This is a genomic window from Kitasatospora sp. YST-16 (assembly GCF_026802215.1).
GTDB classification, from domain to species: domain Bacteria; phylum Actinomycetota; class Actinomycetes; order Streptomycetales; family Streptomycetaceae; genus Kitasatospora; species Kitasatospora cineracea.
In genome coordinates, this window is record NZ_CP113837.1 from 5183233 (window position 1) to 5200938 (window position 17706).

Here is a 17706-nt window from a genome sequence, read left to right on the forward strand (position 1 = left end):
GCGCCGGGCGGGGCGCGGGTCGGGGCGCAGGTTGGGGTGCGGGTCGGGGCCGGGAGTGGCATTTGTCCGGGGTGGTCGTTTTGTTGTCGTGGACACGGCATTGAAATGGTCGATTTTCGACCGGAAAACGATTCAATTCACTCGGGGGAGTTACTCCGGTTTTCCACAGGGCGGAGTTGTCCACAGGCGGGCGGAAGGTGCTGGTGCGGATTTCCCGGAAGACGGAGGATCTTTCCCGGCGGGGATTCCGCCGGGAAAGGGCACCGGTCGCCGCGGCCGGGAACGGAGGAGTCGGAATGGACGAGGCACTGGTGACGATGGTCGGCAACGCCGCGTCGGGCGTGACGTACCGGGAGACGCCCGGCGGGGTGGCGGTGGCGAACTTCCGGCTCGCCGCGCGGGAGCGGCGCTACGACCGGGAGCGCGGCGACTGGACGGACGGCGGGACGACCTGGGTGACGGTGGTGGCCTGGCGGGGGCTCGCAGCCAACGTGGTCGGTTCGGTGAACAAGGGCGATCCGCTGGTGGTGAGCGGGCGGCTGCGGGTCCGCGAGTGGGGGGAGGAGGGCAGCCGGCGGACGGAGGTGGAGATCGACGCCCGCTCGATCGGCCACGACCTGGCCCGGGGCACCTCGGTGTTCCGGCGCGCGCTGGAGGGCAAGTCGGCGCCGGGGCGGGGGGGTTCGGGCGCGGGGCCGGCCGGGAGCGGCATGCCCGTCCGCGCTTCGGACGGCGCTTCCGACGGTGGTGCGGCGGCGGTGCCGGTGCCGGCGGCGGGCGGGCCGCGGGCGGTGCGGCTGGTCGGGGAGGCGGTGCCGGAGTGGATCGTGGCGGCGGTCGCGGCCCGGCGCCGGGCGGAGGAGGCCGCCGCGGCCGGCGGCGGTGCGGGTGAGGCGGCCGGGGAGGGAGGTGCGGGTGTGGCGGAGGAGGTTCTGAACTGACGTAATCGGGGCACTTCTTGAGCCGGGAGGTGCAATCCTGATTGCCGCGGAGGCGCCCCGTGGCTTTATGTCGACTCATCAACTTCCCTTGCGGAAGAGCTCTTTGATAACAGAACAGCCACGAAATCGTCCTGATTCGCTACGGGCGTGAACCGGTCGGGGTGTGTCAATAGGATGCGTCTGGTCCACACACGTGCAGCGGCGCCACAGGGGGTGCCGCTTTGCAGGGGGCGGGTTGCCGAAGGCATGTCGCCGCCCGGAGGGATCGCAGATGTTCCACAAGCAGGGGCGGGTCGTCTCCCGCATAGCAGCTGTCATGCTCGCGTCGGGTCTTGCCGTCGGGTCGAGCCTGGTCGCGTCCGGTACGGCGTTCGCGGCGGACCCCTCCTCGGGTGTCACGGCGAAGCTGGACGGCGGCATCCGCTACGGCGAGAAGATCGAGCACGAGGTCCGCCCCGGTCGCTGGCTGCCGGTGACCGCCGGGCAGTTCAACCTCAAGGTGACCGGCACCGACACGATCCTGCAGGTGTACTGCATCGACCTGCTCAACGACACGCTCAAGGACGCGACCTACCACGAGACCGACTGGGCCTCGACCTCGCTGTCCCAGCCGGAGAAGGTCAAGGCCAAGGCCGGCCCGAAGATCCAGTGGCTGCTCGAGCACTCCTTCCCGAACGTCGACGAGGGCGCGCTCGGCAAGGCCTCCGGCATCGACGGCCTCACCAAGGACGACGCGGCCGCGGCCACCCAGATCGCCATCTGGCACTACTCCGACCCGAACGTGCCGACCAAGCAGAGCGACGACCACGACAAGGCCAAGAAGTTCACCGACTGGCTGATCGCCCAGGCCGACGCCAAGGGCGGCGCCGAGGAGCCGAAGCCCTCGCTCGCCCTCAACCCCGGCTCGGTGGCCGGCAAGAGCGGCGACCTGCTCGGCCCGATCACCGTCACCACCGGCGGCAGCACCGACAGCGTCACCGTCGCGCTCGACAAGAAGGGCACCGACGCGGGCGTCACCCTCGTCGACAAGAACGGCGCCGCGGTGAAGAACGCCAAGAGCGGCGACCAGCTGTTCGCCAAGGTCCCGGCCGGTGCCGCCGCCGGCACCGCGAACGTCACCGCCGACGCCACCGCCACCATCAACCTCGGCCGGGCCTTCGTCGGCGACGACAACGGCAAGCACAGCCAGACCCTGATCCTCGCCGGCACCGACAAGGTCAAGGTCAACGCCCTCGCCGCGCTGACCTGGGCGCCCAAGGGCCCGATCCCGGCCGCCACCGCCAAGGTCGACTGCACCCAGGGCGCGCTGGTCCTCACCGCCACCAACAAGGGCGACCAGGACTGGACGTTCACCGTCGGCGGCAAGAACGTCACCGTGAAGCCCGGCGCCACCCAGGACGTCACCCTCCCGGTCGAGGAGGACACCGCCTACAAGTTCACCGTCACCGGCCCCGGCGGCTTCTCGCAGACCTTCAGCGGCGTGCTGAACTGCAAGACCGACAGCAACACCCTGCCGCCGGCCAGCCCGTCGGCGACCCCGTCCACCGCCCCGTCGCCCAGCCCGACCGGCCCCGAGCTGGCCTCCACCGGCGGCGGCATGGGCTCCGGCCTGACCGCCACGCTGGCCGGCGTGCTGCTCGTCGCCGGCGGTGCCGCGGTCTACGGCATGCGCCGCCGCGGCCGCCACAGCCGCACCTCCTGAACCACCAGCTGAACCCCGTCCGGCGCCCGCGCCGGACGGGGACGGCCCCGCCGCCCGGCTCCGGGCGGCGGGGCCGTTCGCATGACGGGCGCCCGCAGCCGGCGGCCCGGCGGGGCCGCGGACGCCCGGGAGCGGCGTTCGGGTCGGCCCCGGCCTTACGGCACAATGGAAGGCTGCAAGCCGATTACTCACGACGACGCCGGAGCGATCTCAACGTGGCGGAATACATCTACACCATGCGCAAGGTGCGCAAGGCACACGGCGACAAGGTCATCCTTGACGACGTGACGCTCAGCTTCCTCCCCGGGGCGAAGATCGGCGTCGTCGGCCCCAACGGCGCCGGTAAGTCGACCGTGCTGCGGATGATGGCGGGCCTCGACCAGCCCTCCAACGGCGACGCCTTCCTCTCGCCGGGCTTCACCGTCGGCATGCTCCAGCAGGAGCCCCCGCTCGACGAGTCCAAGAACGTCCTGGAGAACGTCCAGGACGGCGTCAAGGAGACCAAGGCCAAGCTCGACCGGTTCAACGAGATCGCCGAGCTGATGGCGACCGACTACTCCGACGAGCTGCTCGCCGAGATGGGCACCCTCCAGGAGGACCTGGACCACGCCAACGCCTGGGACCTCGACGCCCAGCTCGAGCAGGCCATGGACGCGCTGGGCTGCCCGCCCGGCGACTGGCCGGTCACCAAGCTCTCCGGCGGCGAGAAGCGCCGTGTGGCGCTGTGCAAGCTGCTGCTGGAGCAGCCCGACCTGCTGCTGCTCGACGAGCCCACCAACCACCTGGACGCCGAGTCGGTGAACTGGCTGGAGCAGCACCTCGAGAAGTACCCCGGCACCGTCGTCGCCGTCACCCACGACCGGTACTTCCTGGACAACGTCGCCGAGTGGATCCTGGAGCTTGACCGCGGCCGCGCCTACCCGTACGAGGGCAACTACTCCACCTACCTGGAGACCAAGCAGACCCGTCTCAAGGTCGAGGGCCAGAAGGACGCCAAGCGCGCCAAGCGGCTCAAGGAAGAGCTGGAGTGGGTCCGCTCCAACGCCAAGGGCCGCCAGGCCAAGTCGAAGGCCCGCCTCGCCCGCTACGAGGAGATGGCGGCCGAGGCCGACAAGATGCGGAAGCTGGACTTCGAGGAGATCCAGATCCCGCCGGGCCCGCGCCTGGGCAGCGTCGTCATCGAGGTCGACAAGCTCCAGAAGGCCTTCGGCGACAAGGTCCTGATCGACGACCTCAGCTTCACCCTGCCGCGCAACGGCATCGTCGGCGTGATCGGCCCCAACGGCGCGGGCAAGACCACCCTGTTCAAGATGCTCCAGGACCTGGAGACGCCGGACGGCGGCACGGTCAAGGTCGGCGAGACCGTCAAGATCAGCTACGTCGACCAGACCCGCTCCAACATCGACCCGAAGAAGACCCTGTGGGAGGTCGTCTCCGACGGCCTCGACTGGATCAACGTCGGCCAGGTCGAGATGCCGTCCCGGGCCTACGTGTCCGCGTTCGGCTTCAAGGGCCCGGACCAGCAGAAGCCGGCCGGGGTGCTCTCCGGCGGTGAGCGCAACCGCCTCAACCTGGCGCTGACCCTCAAGCAGGGCGGCAACCTGCTGCTCCTCGACGAGCCGACCAACGACCTCGACGTCGAGACCCTGTCCTCGCTGGAGAACGCGCTGCTGGAGTTCCCCGGCTGCGCCGTGGTCATCTCCCACGACCGCTGGTTCCTGGACCGGGTGGCCACCCACATCCTCGCCTACGAGGGCGAGAGCAAGTGGTTCTGGTTCGAGGGCAACTTCGAGTCCTACGAGAAGAACAAGGTCGAGCGCCTGGGCGCGGACGCCGCCCGCCCGCACCGCGCGAGCTACAAGAAGCTGACCCGCGGCTGACACCGGGGCGCAACGTCGGCCCGGCAGACTGCCCCCGCGGGCGGGCTGCCGGGCCGCCGCCCGTAGGCTGCCCAGCGGGTACCTCCGGGTACAGAGAATTCGAGGAGAACACCGTGGCTCGCCACATCTACGCCTGCCCCCTGCGGTGGTCCGACATGGACGCCTTCGGCCACGTCAACAACGTGGTCTTCCTGCGCTACCTGGAGGAGGCCCGGATCGACTTCATGTTCACCCAGGCCGCCGAGGCCGGGGCCGGGGAGTTCGCGGGCGGCTCCGTGGTGGCGCGCCACGAGATCGACTACCGGCGGCCGCTGGTGCACCGCCCCGAGCCGGTCACCATCGAGACCTGGGTGACGAAGATCGGCGGCGCCTCGCTGACGGTCTCCTACGAGATCAAGGACGTCGCCGCCGACGGCACCGAGACGGTCTACGTCACCGCCTCCACCGTGGTCGTCCCCTACAACCTCGCCGAGGGCCGCCCGCGCCGGATCAGCCCGGTCGAGCGGGAGTTCCTGAGCCGGTTCACCGACGAGCAGCCGGCCGACTGCGCCGCCGCCTGACCGCGCCCGCCGCCCCGTCGAAGACCCGCCGAAGAAACGAGCTGAACCGGTGACCGTGCAGACCCGACTCGACCTCGCCGACCGGCAGGAGGCCGCCGACCTGGCCGCCTTCCTCGGCCGGCTGCTGCGCTTCGACCGGGCCGCGGCGGTCCGCCTCCAGGCGGTGCCGGGCGCGGACGGCGGCGGGGTGCTGGCGGTGTTCGGGCGGCTGCCGCTCGGCGGCTCCGCGGTCCTCGCGGTGCGCACCGTGCGGCTGGCCGGGCCGGCCGGGCCGGCCGACCTGACCGTCTCCGCCGGGCAGTTGCTGGAGTCGGTGGACGAGCCGGGCGCCGGGCTCGGACTGCCCGCGCCCGTCACCGGACCGGCCTGGGCCGGGCTGCTCCCGCCGCGCTCCGGCTGGCAGCCGCTCGGCCGGCCCCCGGTCGAGCGGGTGGTGGGCGAAGTGCTCGCCGCCGTCGCGGAGTTCAAGCGGCGCACCGCCGAGGTGCCCGAGCACCACCGGACCAGGCAGGCGGTCGACGCGATCGCCGACGAGATCTGGTCCCGGCCGCTGGCGGCCGCCGAGGGCCTGCCGCTGCGGGCCGCGCACGCCGCCCACGCGATCGGGTTCCTGCGGCCCGGCGTCGAGCTCGCCGCCCACCGGGCCGGGGCCTGGCTGCGGCTGGACGCGCCCGCCGGGTCCGTCGCGCTGCGCACCGCCGCCGCGCCCGGCGCGGGACTGGGGCTCAGCCCGCTGCGCTGAGGACGCCCGGGAAGGACGCCCGGCGCCAGCCCGGGGCTCAGCCCGCGGTGTTGACCATCGAGGCGGCGGCGTACGTCAGGTAGTTCCACAGCTCGCGGTCGGCCTCGGCGGGCAGCGCCAGCTCGTCCAGGGCGGCGCGCATGTGCCCCAGCCAGGCGTCGTGGGCGGCCCGGTCGACCCGGAACGGGGCGTGCCGCATCCGCAGCCGGGGGTGGCCGCGGCGCTCGCTGTAGGTGCGCGGACCGCCCCAGTACTGCATCAGGAACAGCGCGAAGCGCTCCTCGGCGGGGCCGAGGTCCTCCTCCGGGTACATCGGGCGCAGCAGCTCGTCCTGGGCGACACCGCGGTAGAAGAGGTGCACCAGCCGGCGGAAGGTCTCCTCCCCGCCGACCTGGTCGTAGAAGGTCTCCTCTGGTGCGGTGGTGGTCTCGCGCCCGGTGTCAGTCACCCGTCCATGGTCGCAGACGCCGACGGGGGCCGTACACCGGGACTTCCGGCGTACGACCCCCGTCCCGGGACGGGGGCGGCTACGCGTCGTCCCAGTTGAAGAAACGCCAGGCCACGGCGCACAGCACCGCGGTGAAGGCGAGCAGGATGCCCATCGCGGGCAGTGCGTCGGCGAGGCCGCCGCCCTGGCTGAGCACCGACTTGGCGGGCACGATCAGGTAGCGCAGCGGCAGCGCCCGGGAGATGTCCTGCAGCCAGCTCGGGGCGAAGTCCAGCGGGATGAACGCGCCGCCGAGGAAGGACATCGGCAGGATGATCAGCTGGTTCATGCCGTTCGCCGACTCCTCGGTCTTCGCCAGCGAGCCGGTGACCAGGCCGATCGACATGAACGCCAGGGTGGCGCAGACCACCAGCGGCAGCACCAGCCACCAGTTGCCGGTGAGCTTGAGCCCGAAGTAGTCGATCTGCGCGACCATCAGGAACAGCCCGGTCTGGGCCAGCGCGACCAGCACGCTGACCAGCACCCGGGCGCCGACGATGGTGCCCGCCGAGATGGGCGCCAGCCGCAGGCGGCGCAGCACCCGCTTCTTGCGCCAGGTGACCAGGGTGAAGGACGCGCCGTAGACCGCGCCCATGGCGACGGCGTAGGCGAGCAGGCCCGGGGTCAGGTACTGGATCGGCTTGGTGGAGTCGTCCTCGACCTTGGAGGCGTCCAGGGTGTACTTCGCCGGGGTGTTCGAGGCCGCCTGGTTGGCGCCGTCCACCAGGGAGTTGACGATGCCCACCACGGTGGCGGACTTGACCTGGTCGGCCTGGCTGAAGCGGAGCACCAGGGTGCCGTCCGGCTTCTGCGCCACCAGGCCGTCCAGGTCGCCCTTCTTGACCTTGGCGAGGGCGTCCGCCTCGTCCAGGCCGGTGGTGATCTCCAGCGCGTCCAGCGCGCCCTCGGCGTGCGCCTTGGCGTCGTCGAGCACCTTGACCTGGCCGATCTCGGCGACCTTGACGTGCGAGGTGCCGCCGCCCTTGTAGAGGACGCCGAACAGCAGCAGGAACATCAGCGGCAGCGCGAGGGTGAAGAACAGGGTGCCCTTGTCGCGCAGGAAGCCCAGCAGCATCACCCGGGACAGGCCGACGAAGGCGTTGGCCTTCTCCTTGCCCGCGGCGGCCGGGGCGGGTGCGGGGGCCGGGGGCCGTTCGGTGGCGGTCATGCCCGGTACTCCCGTCCGGTCAGCTGGAGGAAGACGTCCTCCAGGGTGGCGCCGCGGACCTCGAGGCCGCGCAGGGCGTTCTGCTCGGCCAGCACGGCGAGCACCGGTCCGGGCTCGGCGGTGGACAGCGCCAGCGTGACGCTGTCGTCCTCCAGGTTGGCGTACACCGCGCCCGCGGCGGCGAGCAGTTCGCGCACCCGGTCGACGGCCAGCTGCCCGGACTCGATCCGGACCCGGACGGTGTCGTCGATCTCGCGGACCAGCGCGGCGGGGGCGCCGGTCTTCAGCACCTTGCCGTGGTCCATCACCGCGACGCGGTCGCAGAGGATCTCCGCCTCGTCCAGGTAGTGGGTGGTCAGCACCACGGTGCGGCCCTCGGCGTTGATGTCGCGCAGCAGGTCCCACAGGTTGCGGCGGGCCTGCGGGTCGAGGCCGGTGGTCGGCTCGTCCAGGAACACCAGCTCCGGGTCGTGCACCAGCGCGCAGGCGATCGACAGGCGCTGGGCCTGGCCGCCGGACATCTTGTCGGTCAGCACGTTCGCGGACTCCGTCAGCCCGACCCGCTCCAGCATCGCGTCGGCCGCCTTCGGGCCGATGCCGTAGAACGAGGCGAAGGTGCGGATGGTCTCGCGCGCGCTCAGCTTGTTGAAGAACGCGGAGGCCTGGAACTGCACGCCGATCCGCGGCAGCAGCTTCGGGTTGCGCGGCCACGGCGACAGGCCGAGCAGCTCGACCCGCCCCTCGTCCGCCTCCCGGATGCCCTCCAGGATCTCCAACGTGGTGGTCTTGCCCGCACCGTTCGGTCCGAGCAGGCCGTAGAACTCGCCAGTCCGGACGGAGAGCGAGACTCCGTCGACGGCCTGGACATCCCCGTACCGCTTCCGGATCCCGTCCGCGGTTATTGCATCACTCATGGGGCGAAGCGTAGGGGGTGGGGGTGTTCCCCGACGAGGGCTCCTGTGCGAATTCTGAGCTTTCCGTGTCGATCGGGTGCGGACGGCGGCCCCGGCCGGGGAGCGAACTCCCCGGTCCGGGGCCGGTGGTGAGGTGCCGTCAGGTCCGACGGGCCGTCAGGCCAGGTGCACCGTGATGGTGGTCCAGGCGCCGACGTGGATCCGGTCGCCGTCGTTCAGCGGGATCGCGGTGTGCGGCGGCAGGGTGTCCGGGCCGCCGTTCATGGTGGTGCCGTTGGTGGAGTCCTGGTCGACCACCACCCAGCTGCCGTCCGGCTGTTCGGCCAGCAGCGCGTGGTGGTGCGAGGCGCCCGGGTCCTCCGGGGCGACCGACAGGTCGATCTCCGGCACGGTGCCGCGCTGCTGGCTGCGCCGCCCGATCCGCAGCTGGCCCCGGCCGGTCAGCGGGACCCGGCGCTCCGAGGTGTACTGCGGGAAGTACAGGCCGGCCGCCTCCGGGCCGCTGCGGGTCATCATGTCGGTGAAGTACTCGTGGTCGGGCGCCACCACGGCGAACCAGGTGCCGCGCTGCGCCGCGCCGCCGCCCGGCTGCCCGGGCGGGGTGAGCCGGAAGGACGTCCCGGAGTCCGGGCCCTGGCCCGGCTGCGGCCGCCCGCCCGCCGGGGGCGCGGACGGCTCGGCGTACACCGGGCCGGTGCGCTCGTAGTCGACGTCCGGGAACCCCGCGGCCGGAGGCTTCTCGAACGACGGCGCGGCCGGCCCGCCCGGGGCGGCCTGCGCGGCCGGGTAGCCGGGGCGCTCGTACGGCGACGGCTGCTGCGGCTGGGGGCGCTCGTACGGGGACTGCGGCGGCTGCGGGGCGGGCGGCTGCTGCTCGTACGGGGGCCGCTGCTGCTCGTAGGGCGACTGCGGCTGGGGCTGCGGCGGCTGCGGGCGCTCGTACGGCGAGGGCGCCGGCGGGTCGAACGCGGTCGGCGGGGCCGGGGGCGCGGCGGCGGGCGGCGGGAAGCCGTAGCCCTGCTGCTGGGCCGGCGGCGGGGGCTGGTGGCCCGGCGGCGCGGCCGGCGGCTGCTGGCCGAACGGGGCGGCCGGGGCGGGCGCGGCGCCCGGCGGGCGGGCGGAGGTGGCCAGGTTGTAGTCGTAGCCGCACTCCTCGCAGTACCGGCCGCTCTGCGGGCTGCGGCAGATCGGGCAGGTGACCAGGCCCGCGGTGGGCGGGGGCGGCGGCGGGGCGCCGTACGGTCCGGGCGCGCCGGGCGCGCCGGGGGCGCCGGGCGCGCCCGCGGCGGGCCCGGCGGGGGTGCCGGCGGGCGGCGTCGGGGTGCGGCGCGGCTCGAAGTAGCCGCCGCCACCGGCGGGGGTGCCGGACGGCGGGGTGCTGCCCGGGCCGACCGGCGGGTAGCCGGCGGAGGTGTACGGGGGCGGGCCGGGCGGGCCCGGGGGCGGCGCGGCGGGGCCGCCCGGGTAGCCCTGGGCGCCCTGCTGGCCCTGGTGACCCTGCTGGCCCTGGTGGCCGGGCTGGGCCGGGCCGCTCGGGAAGCCCGGGATCGCCAGGCCGGGCGGCGGCGTCATCGGGAAGCCGCAGTAGTCGCACCAGTCCTCGGCCTGCGACTCGTGTCCCCTAGGGCAGATCGGCATCAGGTCCCCACTCCAGCAGGTTCGGGTCCGGCGGGTGTCCGGCTCACTTCTTCACGCGCACGGTCTTCGTCGACCGGGTCTCGAGTGTCATCGAGTCGGCCTCGCTCACGTTCTTACGGAACCGAACGGTACCCTCCCGTTCGTCGACCACGTCCACCACCTTCCGCAGCAGCTTGAGGGTGCCCTCGTTGCCGCTGCTGTACGCCAGCCGGACGGCGGCGCCCAGCTTGGCGCCCGCGCGCTCCAAGTCGCCCGCCCGGTGGGCCTCCAGGCCGTCGCGGATCGAGTCGGCCAGCTCGGCCTGGCCGGTGTAGTGCGCGACCTGCGGGTTGATCCGGGTCGAGGAGGCCAGGTCGTCCGTCCACACGGCGCGCACCAGGCCCTGGCCGAGCACCTCGGCGGTGCCGTCGGGGTGCGGCAGGACCAGGCTGATCCGGGCGGCCAGCATCTCGTTGCCGACCGCGGCCGCCGGCACCTCCACGCACACGTGGTAGTCGCGGGACTCGTCGCCCCAGGACCCGGTCGGATAGTCCCCGGCGCGCGTGCCCGCGTCGGTGCGGCGGTCGGTGAGGTCCTCGACGGCGGGGGCGGCCTGCTTGACGAACTTCACCCGGGCATTGGCGGGCGTCCACACCCGCAGGGCGACGTCGGCGACCTGCTTGCCCATCGCGGCGGTCATCATCGCGCGGAAGTCCTCGGCCAGGCCGGAGGACTCGGCGACGATGTCGACGGTGCCGAGCAGCGCGGAGGAGACCTTCCGCAGCTCGGCGACCTCCCAGTCGGTGCCGACGCCGCGGCAGTCCGCGGTGAAGTACCCGGCGGCGGCGTCCAGGGCGCGCTGCAGGGCGGCGGGCTTCTCGTGCTCGTTGCGGCCGTCGGTGAGCAGGATCGCGTGCCGGATGGCCGCCTCCGGGCGGGAGGCGAACAGCTGCTGCGCCTTGGCTATCCAGGTGCCGATCGCGGTGCCGCCGGACGGCTTGAGCCGGCGCAGCGCGTCCTTGGCCTGCTCGCGGGTGTGCCGGTCGGCGACGGCCAGCCGGCCGTTGCCGGGGAAGACGTCGTTCGCCTCGTGGGTGCCCGCGACCACCGCGAAGGCCACGCCGTCGCGGAGTTCGTCGATGGCGGCGGCGGTGGCCTCGCGGGCGTGCCGCATTTTGGTGTTCGGGTACTCCATCGAGCCGGAGCAGTCGATCACCAGGACCACGGCGGCGTCCGGCCCGGGGGCGCCGATCGGGCGCCCGCCGGAGGTGCCGCCGCCGGTCGCGGTCACCGTGACGATCGCGTTGACCTCCCGGGAGCCCTGGGCGAGGTACTCGTTCTGGAAGACGTCGACGTCGAACCGGGGCGCGTCGGGCTTGGACAACGAGGCCATGCGGAGAGCTCCTGTCGCGGAGGGGCGGGAGGGCGGAGGGGTCAGTTCCCGGCCGGGTCCGCGTCCGCCGCCGTGACGGGCACCACGGCGGGCGGGGCGGCGGGCGGCGCCGGCGGTGCGGCGGGCGCGGCGGGTGCGGCGGGTGCGGCGGCGGGCGCGGCCGGGACGGCCGGGCGCAGCGGGACGGTGGCGTCCGGGTCGGCGGCGCGCGGCAGCGGCACGTCGAGCAGGGTGGCGTCGTGGACGGCCGGCGCGGTCGGCGGGTCGATCGGCAGCACCGCGACGGTGATGTTGTCGTGCCCGCCGCGCTCGACCGCGAACCGCACCAACTCCTGGGCGGTGGCCAGCGGTTCGGTGCGGGCGTCGGCCCGGACGAAGAACGCCAGGTCGGTGGCGGCCTCGGCGTAGTTCCACAGGCCGTCGGTGCAGACCAGCAGCACGCCGGGGACGTGCGGGGTGAAGCTGACGGTGTGCGGGTCGAGGTCCTCGGCGTCGGCGCCGAGCCAGCCGGTGATGGCGTGCGCGCGCGGGTCGGCGTACGCCTCGGCCTCGGCCATCAGGTTGGCGGCGACCATCCGGGCCGCCCAGGAGTCGTCCTCGGTGAGCCGGTACGGCTCGGCGGACTCGCGGTCGTCCGGGATCCAGTAGGCGCGGGTGTCGCCGACCCAGCCGATGGTGACCAGGCCGCCGGAGCTGACCGCGCTGACGTAGGTGCAGGCGGGCGCGTTGCTGTGCCGGCCGTCGGGGGCGGTGCCGTCGTGGGCCAGCGCGGTGACGGCCCGGTTGGCGGCGCCGATCGCCTCGCGCATCGCCCGGTCGGGCTCGCGGCCGGAGGCCAGCGCGGCGACCAGCGAGTCGGCGGCGGCGGTGACGGCGGTGGCGGACGCCTCGTCCGGGCGGGAGGAGGAGGACACCCCGTCGCAGACCACGGCGAGCACCACGGGCGCCCCGTCCGGGCCCTCGGCGGTGGCGACGGTGAACGCGTCCTCGTTGCGGTGGTGCCGCAGGCCGCGGTCGGAGACCGCCGCGACGCCGGTCAGCTCCCGCTCCTGGTGGTCGCGTTCGCGCGGCTGCGCCTGGCCGCAGCGCTGGCACCAGCCGTCCGCGAGCTCGGCGGAGCCGCAGTGCGGGCAGCTGGGCACGACGGGCAGGTCGCGCAGGGTCGGCGGCCCGGTCAGGGCGGTGCCGCAGGCCCCGCAGAACGCGTCCTGCGAGCCCAGCGGTTCGGCACAGTTCGGGCACTCGGTCTGCTGCGGCATGCTCACACCCATGTCCTGGGGCGGGCCCGGTTGGCCCGTTCCACCCACTCGATCCTCGTCTCGGCCCGGTCGGACAACCGCGCCAACATCCGGTAGGAGTGTTCCAGGGCGAGCCTCAGTTCCCGTTCCGCGGCGGGATGTCCCAGCACGGTCAGCGTGGCGGGCTTCCCGGCGGCCCCCGCCAGCACCCAGTTCAGCGCCGAGTCCACTACCTCGACGGCGAGTTCCTCGCGCCGCCGGGCGTCCAGGGTGAGCGCCGCCAGCCGCTCGGAGCTGTCGGCGAGCTCGGCGGCCAGCGGCTCGCTGGCGGCCCGGCCGCGCAGCCGGGCCCGGACCGCGCCGATCCGGGCGGCGGTCCAGTGCGCGGAGCTCTCCGGCACCGCCTCCAGCGCGGCGACCGCGCCGTCCCGGTCGCCGTCCGCGAGCCGCACCCGGGCCAGGCCGAACGCGGCGCTCACGAAGGACCGGTCGACGGTGCCCACCAGCGCGTAGTACCCGGCGGCGGCCGCGGTCTCGCCGAGCAGCTCGGCGCAGACCGCCAGCGCCAGCTTGGGGGCGCCCTCGCCGGGGAACGCGTCGTACAGCGCCTCGAAGGAGTCGCGGGCCTCGGCGGCCCGGCCGGCCGCCAGCGCGGTCAGCGCCCGGTGCCACACCACCCGCCACTCGCCGGGGTGTTCGGCCTCCAGGGCGGCCAGCACCTCGGCGGCGGCCGCGGCCTCGCCCAGCTCCAGGTGGGCGCGCAGCACCCGCAGCCGCAGCTCGGTCGAGTCGGCGCCGGCCGCCCGGAGCACGGCCAGCGCCTCGGCGGGCGCGGCGGGCAGCGCGGCCAGCAGGCCCGCGTTCGGGTCGGCCGGGTCGGCCAGCGGCGCGGGCAGCGCCAGCGCGGCGGCCCGGGCGTCCGGCGCGTGCTCGGCCAACTCGGTGTCGACGACCCGCAGTTCCGGACCGAACAGGGTGGACGGCGCGGGCCTGGCCTGCCCGTCCTGCAGGCTCAGCACCTCGCGCAGCACGCCGGTCAGCTGCCCGGCCATCTCCTCGGCGGAGGCGAACCGGCGGGCCGGGTCCGGGTCGGTGGCGCGCACCAGCAGGCGGTGGAAGGACTCGTAGCGGGCGAACACCTCCACCTCGTCCGGGCCCGGGAGCTCGTGCCGCCAGCGGTCGGTGTAGCCGGCGAAGTCGAAGGTCAGCACGGCCAGCGTGCGAGCCACCGTGTACAGGTCGGAGGACGGCGAGGGGCCGGCGGTGGCGATCTCCGGGGCCTGGTAGCCGACGGTGCCGTAGATCGGGCCGTCGTCGTCGTGCCGGCGGACCGCGCCCAGGTCGATGATCTTGAGCATGTCGTCCGACTGGATCACGTTGTCCAGCTTGAAGTCGCAGTACACCAGCCCGCGGGCGTGCAGGTAGCCCAGCGCGGGCAGCGCCGCCAGCCCGTACGCCAGCGCCTGCTCGACCGGCAGCGGCGCGCGCCGCCCGTCCGCGGCGCGGCGCTCGTTGGCGATGTCCTTCAGCGACTTGCCGCCGACGTACTCCATCACGATGTAGCCGTCGGCGACGCCGGTCCGGGCGTCCGGGTGCTCGACGAAGTTGATGATCCGGACGATGTTCGGGTGGTCGACCTCGGCCAGGAACCGCCGCTCGGCGATCGCCACCGCCAGCGCGTCCTCGTCCCCGGTGTCCAGCAGGCCCTTGAGCACCACCCAGCGGTCGTTCACCCGGCGGTCCACCGCCAGGTAGATCCAGCCCAGGCCGCCGTGCGCCAGGCAGCCCATCACCTCGTACTGGCCGCCGACCAGGTCGCCGCGCGACAGCTTCGGGCTGAACGAGTACGGGGTGCCGCACTTGGTGCAGAAGCCCTCCGGCCGGCCCGGACGGCCGTCCTGCTCCCGGCCCACCGGCTGGTCGCAGCGCGAGCAGAAGCGCTTGCGCTCCGGCACCTCCGGGTTCGCCAGCACCGCCTGCGCCGGGTCCTGGGTCGGCACCGGGGCGATCGCCACCAGGCCCGCACCCAGGTTGCCGCGCCGCGCGGTGCCCGTGCTGCCCCGCGAACTGCGCACCGACACCGAGCCGCCGCGCGCCGAACGGCTCGACCGGGACCGGCCGGAGGAGCCGCGGACGGAACCGGGCGCGGGGGCGGACGGGGGCGCCGGGGCGGAGGACGGGGACGAGGGCGCGGGGGCGGCGGTGGAGGGCGTGGCGGCGAGGCCGCACTCGTCGCAGTAGCCGTCGGGGTCGACGGTGCCCGGGCAGTCCGCGCGCCCGCACGGGCCGCCGGGGACGGCGGTGCCGCTCCGTTCGGGGGCGAGGCCGCACTCGGTGCAGTAGCCGTCGGTGTCGATCTCCCCGGTGCAGCCCGGGCGGGCGCATGCGTCAGCCATCGGTGTCCTCCCCCTGTTCGGTGTCCTGGACCTGCGGCGCCGCCGCCGCTTCCGGCTGGGGCTGCGGCTGCGGCTGCCGTTCGGGTGCGCGCAGCGCCTGCTGGAAGCGGCCGACCGCCTCGGCGGCCGCCCGCAGGTCGCACGGGGCGCTCCAGAGCAGCCAGCGGGCCTTCTCGAAGCGTTCGACCACCTCGGGGTCCTCGGCCAGGCCGAGCCGGGCGGCCATCGCCTTGTACGCCTCCAGCCGCCCGCGCAGCTCGGCCCGGACGGCGAGCGGCTGGGCGACCTCGGTGAGCGCCTGCCGGGCCCGGCCGAGCTCCTTGGCGGCCGCGTCCTCCAGCGCGTCCAGCAGCGGGCCGAGCCGGTGCCACTGGCCGGTCTGCTGGAACTCGACGGCCTGGCCGATCGCCTCGCGCAGCGCGGAGGGCGGGCCGGGCACGGCGGGCACCTCGGTCGCGGCGATCTTCGCCAGCACCTCGCCGCGGGCCCGGCGGGCCTCGGCGAGCGTCAGGTCGGCGCGCTGGAGCAGGTCGGCGACCTGCTGGAGCCGCTCGTGGGACTCGTCGCGCAGCCGCAGCAGGCCCTCCAACTCGACGCGCACGTCGTCCAGTTGGCGTCCCATCCGGTCGAACCCGGCGGTGTCGACGGCGCCGGTGGGGGAGGCCCAGGCCGCTCCTTCGGCGGCCCGGCCGCGCTGCGCGGGCACCCGGCTGGGCCGCCACAGCGCCAGCGGGTCGGCGACCACCAGGGCGCGCAGCGCGCCCAACTGCTGGGCCAGGTCGGCGAGGTCGTCGGCCAGCGGGTGCCCGCCGGGGCGGACCCCGACCGAGACCGCGAGCATCTGGACCCGGCCGAGCTCGGCGAGCAGCAGGTCGATCCGGGCGGGCAGTGCCGACCAGACCGCGTCGACGGCGCTCACCACCTCGACCACCACCGCGTACCAGCCGTTCATCCGCTCCAGCAGCTCGACCAGGGTGACCTGTTCGACCAGCCGGGCCGGGCCGCCGATCAGGCCCGCCTCGTCGGGCAGCCGTCCGCCGGAGACGGTCACCGAGCGGCCGGACAGCAGTTCGCCGAGCTCGCTGAGCTCGGCGGCGGTCGGCCGGGTGCGCCGGGAGCGCACCGCGCGGGCGGAGGCCAGCGCCTCCGCGTACCGGTCGAACAGCGCCCACAGCAGGGCGACGCCGCCCTCGGCGACCGCCCAGCGCTCCCGGGTGCGCCCGGACAGTTCGGCGCCGGTCAGCAGCCGCAGACCGGGGTGGTCCTGGAGCGCCAGCAGCGCCGCCTCGACCGCGTCGCGCTCGGCACCCAGCCGGGCCAGCGCGCGGTCGACCTCCTCACGGTTCATCACCGGGCGGGTCGTTCCGGCCAACGCGGTTCCTCCTCTCGGCCACGGTCGTGGTGACGGGGCGTCGGTCCTGGGGCGGTCGGGACGACCGTCCGTGGGCCGCCAGTCTCCCCGACGCCCGGCACCGCACGGACGGCGGTCCCCCGGATTCCCGGTCCGGGACGGGAAACCGGCCCGGCCCCGCCCCGCCGCCGTCCGTGCCGCCCGCGCTGCCCGAGCCGTCCGTGCCACCTGCGTTGCCCGAGCCGTCCGTGCCGCCCGCGCTGCCCGAGCCGTCCGTGCCACCTGCGTCGCCCGAGCCGTCCGTGCCGCCCGCGCTGCCCGAGCCGTCCGTGCCACCTGCGTTGCCCGTGCCACCTGCGCCGCCCGCGTCCGCGCGGTCACCACGGCCGGTACGGGTCGGGCACCCCCATGCTGGGCCGCAGCCAGGTGTCGTAGCTGGCCTGCCAGCCGCCGCCGCGCCACTCGACCAGCACCTGGTTGACCCAGGCGATCAGGTCTGTGTCGTCCTGGTTCATGCCCACGCCCATGTACGTGGGCAGGAAGGACTCCCCGGCCAGCTCCATGGTCTGGTCCTGGGCGACCATCGCGGCCGCCAGCGAGCTGTCCGACAGGGTGGCGTCCGCCTCGCCGAGCTCCATCAGGACCAGGCAGTCCAGCTGGTTGTCGGGCGTGACGACCGAGGCGGCGCCGTGCGCGTTCGCCTTCAGCTCGGTGTGCGAGGAGGAGTTCAGCGCCGCGCACACCCGCTTGCCGCCGAGCGCCTGCGCCACGCTGCCGGCGTGCGCGGCCTTCGGCGCGACCACCCGCTGGGAGACCTTGAAGTACGGGGCGGAGAAGGCGATCTGCTTCTTCCGCTCGCAGGTGACGGTCATCGCCCGGGCGATCAGGTCGACCTGGTGGTCCTTGAGCACGTTGATCCGGTCGGCGGTGGCGATGGTCTTCAGCACCACCTTGTCCGGGTCGCCGAGCACCGACTTGGCGACGGCGCGCGCCAGGTCGATGTCGAAGCCCTCGATCTTGCCGGTCTGCGAGTCGCGGTAGCCCCAGTTGTAGGCGCTCTGGTCGACGCCGACCACCAGGCGGCCGCGCTTGCGGATCTCCTGGATCTTCGCCCCCGCCTGCTCCTTGGGCGGCAGCGACACCCCGGTGTCGCAGTCGTCCGCAGCCACGGCGTTCCCGGGCATCGCGTTCCCGGCCACGGCGTTCCCGGGCATCGCGTTCCCGGCCACGGCGTTCCCGGGCATCGCGTTCCCGGCCGCGCCGCCCGCGCCGGCCGCCGAGCCGCCGACCCCCAGCAGGCCCGCCACCAGTGCCGCG

General features: G+C 74.3%; 14 protein-coding genes. 5 read left to right on the forward strand and 9 right to left on the reverse strand.

The genetic code is table 11. From position 1 onward, the window contains the following. The first annotated feature begins 296 nt into the window (after nucleotides 1-296). From OU787_RS23570 to OU787_RS23590, 5 genes are all read left to right on the forward strand, one after another. On the forward strand, nucleotides 297-941 hold the full coding sequence (locus tag OU787_RS23570) for a single-stranded DNA-binding protein (protein ID WP_063759713.1): 645 nt from the start codon (nucleotides 297-299) through the stop codon (nucleotides 939-941). Between the two features lie 271 nt (nucleotides 942-1212). Further along, nucleotides 1213-2643: a Cys-Gln thioester bond-forming surface protein gene (locus tag OU787_RS23575; protein ID WP_030463257.1), complete on the forward strand. Its 1431-nt coding sequence runs from the start codon at nucleotides 1213-1215 to the stop codon at nucleotides 2641-2643. A 215-nt stretch (nucleotides 2644-2858) separates the two neighbouring features. Next, complete coding sequence (gene ettA / locus OU787_RS23580; protein WP_030463258.1) at nucleotides 2859-4523, forward strand: energy-dependent translational throttle protein EttA; 1665 nt, start codon at nucleotides 2859-2861, stop codon at nucleotides 4521-4523. Nucleotides 4524-4636: 113 nt separating this feature from the next. After that, complete coding sequence (locus tag OU787_RS23585; RefSeq protein WP_030463259.1) at nucleotides 4637-5083, forward strand: acyl-CoA thioesterase; 447 nt, start codon at nucleotides 4637-4639, stop codon at nucleotides 5081-5083. 49 nt (nucleotides 5084-5132) lie between these two features. Then, complete coding sequence (locus OU787_RS23590; protein WP_030463260.1) at nucleotides 5133-5825, forward strand: hypothetical protein; 693 nt, start codon at nucleotides 5133-5135, stop codon at nucleotides 5823-5825. Between the two features lie 37 nt (nucleotides 5826-5862). Here OU787_RS23590 and OU787_RS23595 read toward each other — a convergent pair whose 3' ends face one another. The 9 genes from OU787_RS23595 to OU787_RS23635 form a co-directional block, all read right to left on the reverse strand. Further along, a complete protein-coding gene (locus OU787_RS23595; protein WP_030463261.1) occupies nucleotides 5863-6273 on the reverse strand; it encodes a globin in 411 nt (136 codons plus the stop codon). 79 nt (nucleotides 6274-6352) lie between these two features. Further along, nucleotides 6353-7480, reverse strand: a complete 1128-nt coding sequence (locus tag OU787_RS23600; protein ID WP_081967249.1) for an ABC transporter permease — start codon at nucleotides 7478-7480, stop codon at nucleotides 6353-6355. Continuing rightward, on the reverse strand, nucleotides 7477-8394 hold the full coding sequence (locus OU787_RS23605) for an ABC transporter ATP-binding protein (protein ID WP_030463263.1): 918 nt from the start codon (nucleotides 8392-8394) through the stop codon (nucleotides 7477-7479). The genes OU787_RS23600 and OU787_RS23605 overlap by 4 nt, the downstream gene beginning before the upstream one ends. A 156-nt stretch (nucleotides 8395-8550) precedes the next feature. Next, nucleotides 8551-10032, reverse strand: coding sequence for an FHA domain-containing protein (locus OU787_RS23610; RefSeq protein ID WP_268660461.1), 1482 nt, complete (start codon nucleotides 10030-10032; stop codon nucleotides 8551-8553). A 43-nt stretch (nucleotides 10033-10075) separates the two neighbouring features. After that, on the reverse strand, nucleotides 10076-11404 hold the full coding sequence (locus tag OU787_RS23615) for a vWA domain-containing protein (RefSeq protein ID WP_030463508.1): 1329 nt from the start codon (nucleotides 11402-11404) through the stop codon (nucleotides 10076-10078). Nucleotides 11405-11445: 41 nt separating this feature from the next. After that, nucleotides 11446-12663 carry a PP2C family serine/threonine-protein phosphatase gene (locus tag OU787_RS23620; protein WP_063759729.1) on the reverse strand — a complete coding sequence of 406 codons (1218 nt, stop codon included), beginning with the start codon at nucleotides 12661-12663 and terminating at the stop codon, nucleotides 11446-11448. 2 nt (nucleotides 12664-12665) lie between these two features. Continuing rightward, nucleotides 12666-15038 carry a serine/threonine-protein kinase gene (locus OU787_RS23625; protein WP_268660462.1) on the reverse strand — a complete coding sequence of 791 codons (2373 nt, stop codon included), beginning with the start codon at nucleotides 15036-15038 and terminating at the stop codon, nucleotides 12666-12668. Then, nucleotides 15031-16386 (reverse strand): hypothetical protein, encoded by a 1356-nt coding sequence (locus tag OU787_RS23630; protein WP_268661913.1) that lies wholly within the window; start codon nucleotides 16384-16386, stop codon nucleotides 15031-15033. Before OU787_RS23630 ends, OU787_RS23625 begins: the two co-directional genes overlap by 8 nt. A gap of 380 nt (nucleotides 16387-16766) precedes the next feature. Beyond that, a complete protein-coding gene (locus OU787_RS23635) occupies nucleotides 16767-17696 on the reverse strand; it encodes a glutamate ABC transporter substrate-binding protein (protein WP_268660463.1) in 930 nt (309 codons plus the stop codon). Nucleotides 17697-17706: the final 10 nt, after the last annotated feature.

What these genes read in the sequence shown, in the direction of transcription:
- OU787_RS23570 (WP_063759713.1), top strand. Translation starts at nt 297, where the DNA reads ATGGACGAGGCACTGGTGACGATGGTCGGCAACGCCGCGTCGGGCGTG.
- OU787_RS23575 (WP_030463257.1), top strand. Translation starts at nt 1,213, where the DNA reads ATGTTCCACAAGCAGGGGCGGGTCGTCTCCCGCATAGCAGCTGTCATG.
- OU787_RS23600 (WP_081967249.1), bottom strand. Translation starts at nt 7,480, where the DNA reads ATGACCGCCACCGAACGGCCCCCGGCCCCCGCACCCGCCCCGGCCGCC.
- OU787_RS23605 (WP_030463263.1), bottom strand. Translation starts at nt 8,394, where the DNA reads ATGAGTGATGCAATAACCGCGGACGGGATCCGGAAGCGGTACGGGGAT.
- OU787_RS23610 (WP_268660461.1), bottom strand. Translation starts at nt 10,032, where the DNA reads ATGCCGATCTGCCCTAGGGGACACGAGTCGCAGGCCGAGGACTGGTGC.
- OU787_RS23615 (WP_030463508.1), bottom strand. Translation starts at nt 11,404, where the DNA reads ATGGCCTCGTTGTCCAAGCCCGACGCGCCCCGGTTCGACGTCGACGTC.
- OU787_RS23620 (WP_063759729.1), bottom strand. Translation starts at nt 12,663, where the DNA reads ATGCCGCAGCAGACCGAGTGCCCGAACTGTGCCGAACCGCTGGGCTCG.
- OU787_RS23625 (WP_268660462.1), bottom strand. Translation starts at nt 15,038, where the DNA reads ATGGCTGACGCATGCGCCCGCCCGGGCTGCACCGGGGAGATCGACACC.
- OU787_RS23630 (WP_268661913.1), bottom strand. Translation starts at nt 16,386, where the DNA reads ATGAACCGTGAGGAGGTCGACCGCGCGCTGGCCCGGCTGGGTGCCGAG.